The sequence below is a fragment of the Mycobacterium sp. 852002-51163_SCH5372311 genome (assembly GCF_001667115.1).
In the GTDB taxonomy this organism is placed as follows: Bacteria; Actinomycetota; Actinomycetes; order Mycobacteriales; family Mycobacteriaceae; genus Mycobacterium.
Window position 1 is genome coordinate 22,084 of the sequence record NZ_LZIJ01000191.1, and the last position, 6,421, is coordinate 28,504.

6 protein-coding genes are annotated in these 6,421 nt (G+C 62.8%); all 6 read left to right on the top strand.

Annotated features, from left to right (window positions below):
• The first annotated feature begins 3 nt into the window (after window positions 1-3).
• The 6 genes from rplP to A5791_RS23285 all read left to right on the top strand — a co-directional run bounded on the left by rplP (window position 4) and on the right by A5791_RS23285 (window position 6,086).
• On the top strand, window positions 4-420 hold the full coding sequence (rplP, locus tag A5791_RS23260) for a 50S ribosomal protein L16 (RefSeq protein WP_067241947.1): 417 nt from the start codon (window positions 4-6) through the stop codon (window positions 418-420).
• Window positions 420-671 carry a 50S ribosomal protein L29 gene (gene rpmC, locus A5791_RS23265; protein ID WP_067241950.1) on the top strand — a complete coding sequence of 84 codons (252 nt, stop codon included), beginning with the start codon at window positions 420-422 and terminating at the stop codon, window positions 669-671. Before rplP ends, rpmC begins: the two co-directional genes overlap by 1 nt.
• A complete protein-coding gene (gene rpsQ, locus A5791_RS26210) occupies window positions 668-1,081 on the top strand; it encodes a 30S ribosomal protein S17 (protein ID WP_156661566.1) in 414 nt (137 codons plus the stop codon). Before rpmC ends, rpsQ begins: the two co-directional genes overlap by 4 nt.
• 572 nt (window positions 1,082-1,653) lie before the next feature.
• Window positions 1,654-4,011, top strand: coding sequence for an arylsulfatase (locus tag A5791_RS23275; protein ID WP_067241952.1), 2,358 nt, complete (start codon window positions 1,654-1,656; stop codon window positions 4,009-4,011).
• 202 nt (window positions 4,012-4,213) lie between these two features.
• On the top strand, window positions 4,214-5,170 hold the full coding sequence (locus A5791_RS23280) for a DUF4436 domain-containing protein (protein WP_067241954.1): 957 nt from the start codon (window positions 4,214-4,216) through the stop codon (window positions 5,168-5,170).
• Between the two features lie 37 nt (window positions 5,171-5,207).
• On the top strand, window positions 5,208-6,086 hold the full coding sequence (locus tag A5791_RS23285; protein ID WP_067241956.1) for a formylglycine-generating enzyme family protein: 879 nt from the start codon (window positions 5,208-5,210) through the stop codon (window positions 6,084-6,086).
• Window positions 6,087-6,421 lie beyond the last annotated feature (335 nt).

Genomic DNA, 6,421 nt, shown 5'->3' on the forward strand with positions numbered 1-6,421 from the left:
ATCATGTTGATTCCCCGCAAGGTTAAACACCGAAAGCAACACCATCCCCGCCAGCGCGGCATCGCCAGCGGCGGCACGTCGGTCAACTTCGGCGACTACGGCATCCAGGCCCTGGAGCACGCCTACGTCACCAACCGGCAGATCGAGTCCGCTCGTATCGCCATCAACCGCCACATCAAGCGTGGCGGCAAGGTGTGGATCAACATCTTCCCGGACCGCCCGCTGACCAAGAAGCCCGCCGAGACTCGTATGGGTTCGGGTAAGGGCTCGCCGGAGTGGTGGGTGGTCAACGTCAAGCCCGGTCGCGTGCTGTTCGAGCTCAGCTACCCCAACGAGCAGACCGCCCGCGCCGCGCTCACCCGTGCGATTCACAAGTTGCCGATCAAGGCACGCATCGTGACCCGAGAGGAGCAGTTCTGATGGCAGTGGGAGTTTCCCCTGGCGAACTGCGTGAGCTCACCGACGAGGAGCTGACCGAGCGCCTGCGCGAATCCAAGGAGGAGCTGTTTAACCTGCGCTTCCAGTTGGCGACCGGCCAGCTCAACAACAACCGCCGGCTGCGCGTCGTGCGTCAGGAAATCGCGCGCGTCTACACCGTGCTGCGTGAACGAGAACTGGGCCTGGCATCCGGGCCCGATGGTTCCGACGGCCCCGAGGGTAAGGATTCGTGATGGCAGAAGCTAAGACCCCCGCCAAGCGGGGCTCATCGGCGGCGACCAAGGCCGCTCCGGCGAAGACAGCCGCGAAGAAGGCTGCGCCAAAGGAAGCCGCCGCCAAGGATGTCGCGTCGAAAGACAAGGGCCCCAAGCACACTCCGGCCGCGCCGAGAACGCGCGGTCGTCGCAAGACGCGCATCGGCTATGTGGTGAGCGACAAGATGCAGAAGACGATCGTGGTCGAGCTGGAAGACCGCATGCGTCACCCGCTGTACGGCAAGATCATTCGCACCACCAAGAAGGTCAAGGCGCACGACGAGAACAGCTCCGCCGGCATCGGCGACCGGGTCTCGTTGATGGAGACCCGTCCGCTGTCAGCGACCAAGCGCTGGCGGCTGGTCGAGATTCTGGAGAAGGCCAAGTAGGTTCTGCGAGCTTCAAACGAGCAGACGCAAGACGGGCTGTTACGAATTGGCGCTTTCAGCCGTAAGCCAGAGATCGCGTCCGGCATTGGCGCATCACCAGCCCCGCCCGTCACTCCAATCCCTGGGGGTCGCATATCTGCGCTTTTGGTGTGAACTGACGGCGTTCGGTGTGAACTAACGGCGTTCGGTGTGAATATTGGGCGGGAATCGACGCGAATTTCCGCCCGGGATTCACCGCGAAAGCCAAGGATTCACGCCCAAAGCCCGAGACTACGAATACTGTCGCGGGCATCTGACCTCTGCCTTGTCGTCCGCCCTTCAGCGTACAAATCGCTTGGTGCGCAATAGTTGTCGATGTGAGTCAGCCAGTCCGCAGCGATACCGAACCCTCTCCCGTCGTCGACCGCGCCAATCTCGTAACAGCTCGAAAAGCCCCGCACGCGTGTCGGGGACTTTTGCGTCTCGGCAAATGTGCGGAAAATTCCGGAAGAAATCCTCAGCGTGTTGCTATCCGACGCGTGTAAAGTCCACGGACATTCGTTGACTCGCGCAAGGGAGTGAGGCTGGCAGCCATGACTGGGTCGACCGAGTTTCAAGGCAAGATCGAGCTGGATATCCGCGACTCGGTAGCGGATTGGGGGCCGTACGCGGCTCCGACCGCCCCGGAGAATTCGCCGAACATCCTCTACCTGGTATGGGACGACACCGGCATCGCCACCTGGGACTGTTTCGGCGGCCTGGTCGAGATGCCCGCGATGACGCGGATCGCCGAGCGCGGTGTCCGCCTGACGCAGTTCCACACCACCGCGCTGTGTTCACCGACCCGGGCATCTCTGCTGACCGGTCGCAATGCGACCACCGTAGGCATGGCCACCATCGAGGAGTTCACTGACGGCTTCCCCAACTGCAATGGCCGTATCCCGGCCGACACCGCACTGCTGTCCGAGGTGCTCGCGGAACGCGGCTACAACACCTATTGCGTCGGCAAATGGCACCTTACGCCGCTGGAGGAGTCCAGCATGGCGTCGACCAAGCGGCACTGGCCGACCTCGCGCGGCTTCGAACGCTTCTACGGGTTCATGGGTGGCGAGACCGACCAGTGGTACCCGGACCTGGTGTACGACAACCACCCCGTAAGCCCGCCCGGAACACCGGAAGACGGCTACCACCTGTCGAAGGACATCGCCAACAAGACAATCGAATTCATTCGTGACGCCAAGGTGATCGCACCGGACAAGCCGTGGTTCAGCTACGTATGCCCCGGCGCCGGACACGCTCCGCATCACGTCTTCCAAGAATGGGCCGACAGGTACGCGGGCAAGTTCGACATGGGCTACGAGCGCTACCGCGAGATCGTCCTGGACAACCAGAAGTCGATGGGGATTGTGCCGCCGGACACCGAATTGTCGCCTGTCAACCCGTATCTCGACGTGACGGGACCGAATGGCGAGCCATGGCCGCTGCAGGACACCGTGCGGCCATGGGATTCCCTCAACGACGAAGAGAAGAAACTTTTCAGCCGAATGGCCGAGGTGTTCGCCGGCTTCCTGAGCTACACCGATGCCCAAATCGGCAGGATCCTGGACTATCTCGAGGATTCCGGCCAACTGGACAACACCATCATCGTGGTGATCTCCGACAACGGCGCCAGTGGTGAAGGCGGGCCGAACGGGTCGGTCAACGAGGGCAAGTTCTTCAACGGCTACATCGACACCGTCGAAGAGAGCATGAAGCTCTTCGACCATCTCGGCGGCCCCGAGACCTACAACCATTACCCGATCGGGTGGGCAATGGCATTCAACACGCCCTATAAGCTGTACAAGCGCTACGCCTCGCACGAAGGCGGTATCGCCGACACGGCAATCATCTCGTGGCCCAACGGCATTGCGGCCCACGGCGAAGTACGGGACAACTACGTCAACGTCAGTGACATCACCCCGACGGTCTATGACCTACTGGACATGACGCCGCCGGACACCGTCAAAGGTATTTCCCAAAAGCCACTCGATGGCGTGAGTTTCAAAGCGGCCCTTTTGGATCGGGCTGCCGACACCGGCAAGAACACCCAGTTCTACACCATGTTGGGCACACGGGGCATCTGGCATGACGGCTGGTTCGCCAACACGGTGCACGCTGCCACGCCCGCGGGTTGGTCGCACTTCGACAAAGACCGCTGGGAGCTCTACCACATCGCGCAGGACCGCAGCCAATGCCATGACCTGGCCGCGGAGCACCCTGAGAAACTCGAAGAGCTTAAGGCCCTGTGGTTTTCGGAGGCAGCCAAGTACAACGGTCTGCCGCTGGCCGACCTGAACATCTTGGAAACGCTGATGCGGTCGCGGCCCTATCTGGCCGGCGAACGAGAAAGCTACGTCTACTATCCCGACTGTGCGGACGTCGGGATCGGGGCGGGCGCCGAGATTCGCGGCCGCTCGTTCGCTGTGCTGGCCGACGTGACCGTGGATACCACCGGCGCCGAAGGGGTGCTGTTCAAGCAGGGCGGCGCGCACGGCGGTCACGTGCTGTTCATCCAGGACGGCCGCCTGCACTACGTCTATAACTTTTTCGGCGAGCGCCAACAACTGGTTTCCTCGAACGGCCCGATCCCGCTGGGCAGACACGTGTTCGGCGTCCGGTATTCGCGGACGGGAACCGTGCCGAACAGCCACACTCCCCTGGGCGACCTCGCGCTGTTCTTCGATCACAACGAGGTCGGAACACTGGCCGATGTGACGACGCACCCCGGAACGTTCGGATTGGCCGGCGCCGGCATCACCGTAGGCCGCAACGGCGGCTCCGGAGTGTCCAGCCGCTACAAGGCGCCATTCACCTTCACCGGCGGAAGCATCGCCCAGGTCACCATCGATCTGTCGGGGCGGCCGTATGAAGACGTGGAATCAGAACTTGCGCTTGCGTTTTCGCGTGACTGATTAGCCGTCGAGGATGCCGGCGCGTTCATCGCCGGGCGGAGCATTCAGCATGGGTTCGACGAGGCGGTGAAATTTCTGCTGGAAGACGCCGAAGGCGTTGAGAGTCATCCGTCGAGATCTGCTGAAGGCCACCCCAAAGCGGCCACCGATTGCTAACCTGACCCCGAACCCGCCTCGGCCGCAACCGGAAAGGTGACCATCGATGTCGCATAGCTCACCAGCTACGCCTGCGCCGATGTCCGAGCCGCCAGCGCCAATGGCAAACGAGTCTGCGCCGCAACGAAAGTCACCGCGCGTGCTGACCGCGTTGGGAATCGTGCTGAGTCTGGTCGTTGTGTACGTCCTGACGCTGATTGCGGTGCATCTGCTGGCCCAATCGGCGCCCGCGCTTCCTCCGGTGGACCTGAACAAGCTGGAGGCGGAGGACACGGTGGTGAAGGTGCACCTGGAGGAACTGAAAACGGTGGCAAATCGCCTGACGGTGAACGTGCAGGTGCTGCCGAAGGAATCGCTGATCGATCAAAACCTCCGTGTGCTGAACACCGATGCGGCCGTCCGGCTGTATCCGGACAACGACCTAGGCGACCTGCAGTACCCGAAAGGAAAGGCACCCGCGCAAGTCAGCACCACCATCGAAGCCCTTGGCGAGCCCGGTAACTGGCCTTTCGATTCGTACACCACGCAGACAATCTCGGCTGACGTATTCACGGGGACGGCCGATCGCCGCGAACGAGTCCCCGCACGTATCGAAGTCTTCGGGAAGCTGGACGGCTGGGACGTCAGCGTCAGACGCGTCCACGACCCCGAAGATGCGCCGGATGAAATGAGCGACGTCGTTATCTCGCTGCACCGATCCAAGGGATCGCTGATCTTCGACTTAGGCATCTGCCTGGTGCTCGTCACCTTGCCCACGTTGGCGTTGTGGGTGGCCGTGCCGATGGCGCTGGGCAGAACGATATTCTTGGCGCCGTTCATAACCTGGTACGCCGCAATGCTGTTCGCCATCGTACCGCTACGGAACCTCTTGCCCGGTTCGCCACCACCCGGCTCGTGGATCGACCAAGCCGTCGTGCTATGGGTGTTGATAGCGCTGGCCGTGGCAATGACGCTGTTCATCTACGCCTGGTGGCGACAACGGGATCGAAAACGGAACACTTGACGCCCGGGACCGTTCGGGGCCGGCCTACCCTGAAGGGGTGCTCACCGAGCTGATCGAACTGCCGGGCGGCTCATTCCGCATGGGTTCGACGGGCTTCTATCCCGAGGAGGCGCCGGTCCACACCGTGACCGTCGGTTCCTTTGCGGTGGAACGGCATCCGGTGACCAACGTGCAGTTCGCCGAATTCGTAGCCGCCACAGGCTATGTCACCATTGCCGAGCAACCGCTGGACCCCGCGCTGTATCCAGGCGTGAACCCCGACGATCTGCGTGCGGGCGCAATGGTGTTTCGTCCGACGGCCGGGCCGGTCGATCTGCGCGACTGGCGTCAGTGGTGGGACTGGGCGACGGGCGCGAGCTGGCGCCATCCCTTCGGCCCGGACAGCAAAGTGGAAGACAAACCCGATCATCCGGTCGTGCAGGTGGCTTATCCCGATGCGGCGGCCTATGCACGATGGGCCGGCAGGCGGCTGCCGACCGAGGCGGAGTGGGAGTATGCGGCCCGAGGCGGAGAGACGACCACCTACCCCTGGGGTGACGAGCCGCAACCGGGTGGTCGACTGATGGCCAATACCTGGCAGGGCAGGTTCCCGTACCGCAACGACGGTGCGCTCGGTTGGGCGGGAACCTCGCCCGTTGGAACGTTTCCTCCCAACGGTTTCGGCCTAGTCGACATGATCGGCAATGTCTGGGAGTGGACCGCCACCGAGTATTCGCCACGTCACCGGCTCGACCAGCCGCCCAAGTCTTGTTGCAGCCCATCGGGGCCGCCGAATCCAGGCATCAACCAGACACTGAAGGGCGGTTCGCACTTGTGCGCGCCGGAGTATTGCCATCGCTACCGTCCTGCCGCGCGCTCGCCGCAATCGCAGGACACCGCCACCACCCATATCGGGTTTCGCTGCGTGGTGGATTAGGGGGTTTGCCTGTCGCTGCGGCTGGTGTCGGTCGCCCATCTCCCCGCAAGCACAGACAACGCGATGCTGATCTTCTCCTCCGCCGGGATTGCCGGTCATCGCGATCTGGCCGTCCCACCACGCCCTTTCTGCAATGTCGCCTTCCATGAACTCGGCGACTCTGCCAAAAGGTTTAAGTCAGTAGAGGCGTGTAGACTCGAACACATGTTCGAAGATGTGGGTGGTCGGTCGCAGGCGGAGATCATCGCCGGCTTCGATGAGATGTTTGCCGGGGCTGTGGTGCGCACGCCGACCCCGGAGTCGCGGGCGTGGCTGGATCGGGTGGGGGCGGCGGT